This is a genomic window from Mesorhizobium sp. M1409 (assembly GCF_040317535.1).
GTDB lineage: Bacteria > Pseudomonadota > Alphaproteobacteria > Rhizobiales > Rhizobiaceae > Mesorhizobium.
The window spans coordinates 1-857 of record NZ_JAMYKV010000152.1; the positions used below are offsets into that span (position 1 = coordinate 1).

The window sequence follows — 857 nt, forward strand, 5'->3', positions numbered from 1 at the left end:
TAAATATGAGCATCTCTTGTATGAAGTGGATGCGGAGCACGTCTGTTGGTTGACGCTGAACCGGCCGGATAAAGCTAACGCCATGAATGAACGGCTGATCGCTGAGCTCCATTCTGGCCTGCTTCGGGCCGATGACGATGATAACGTCAACGTAATCGTGATCCGTGGGGCCGGCAAAGGCTTCTGTGGCGGCCACGACCTCGAAGACGACGTGAACGATGACCGGTCATCGATCTACAGCTACCGTCTCAAGTATTTCAAGCAGTTTGATGAGTTCTCGACGCCTTGGCGGGTTACCAAGCCGGTGATTGCTTCCATGCACAAGTTTGCCGTTGGCAAAGGGTTCGAGCTCTCGCTCTTTTGTGATTTGTCCATTGCTACCACGGACACATTGATGGGCTACAGTGAAGTGCGCTTCGGCGGAACCGGTCATTGCATGTTCATGCCATGGCTTGTTCACATGAAGACGGCGAAAGAGCTCCTGTTGACTGGCCGCAACGTTTTGGCCCCTGAGGCCAAAGAGATGGGGCTGGTCAATAAGGTGGTAGCTCCTGAGGAATTGGAGGAGGTCACGCGGCGGACGGCCACGCTCATGGCGCGGATCCCGAGGGACATGCAGAGGGTGCACAAAATGTACCTCAACAGGGTCTACGAAATCCAGGGTCTCAAGACAGCGACCGACTATTATCTTGAGGTGGTGGCCATTATGGGCCAGTCGCCGGTGCCCGAAGGCGCCGAGTTTACAAGGGTAACGGCCGAGAAAGGCTTGAGGGCGGCGTTGAAGGAGTCTAACGCCCGTTACGAAGGACTCTAATCCACCAAATGACAGCTGCCCTCGGCGTCTGGCCGCGGGCAGC

Annotated in this window: 1 protein-coding gene; it reads left to right on the top strand. The window is 55.9% G+C overall.

Annotation, left to right across the window (positions count from 1 at the left end; all coding sequences use genetic code 11):
* On the top strand, positions 1–814 hold an 814-nt coding region (locus NKG99_RS35780; RefSeq protein ID WP_352826365.1), incomplete at its 5' end, for an enoyl-CoA hydratase/isomerase family protein.
* Between the last annotated feature and the right edge of the window lie 43 nt (positions 815–857).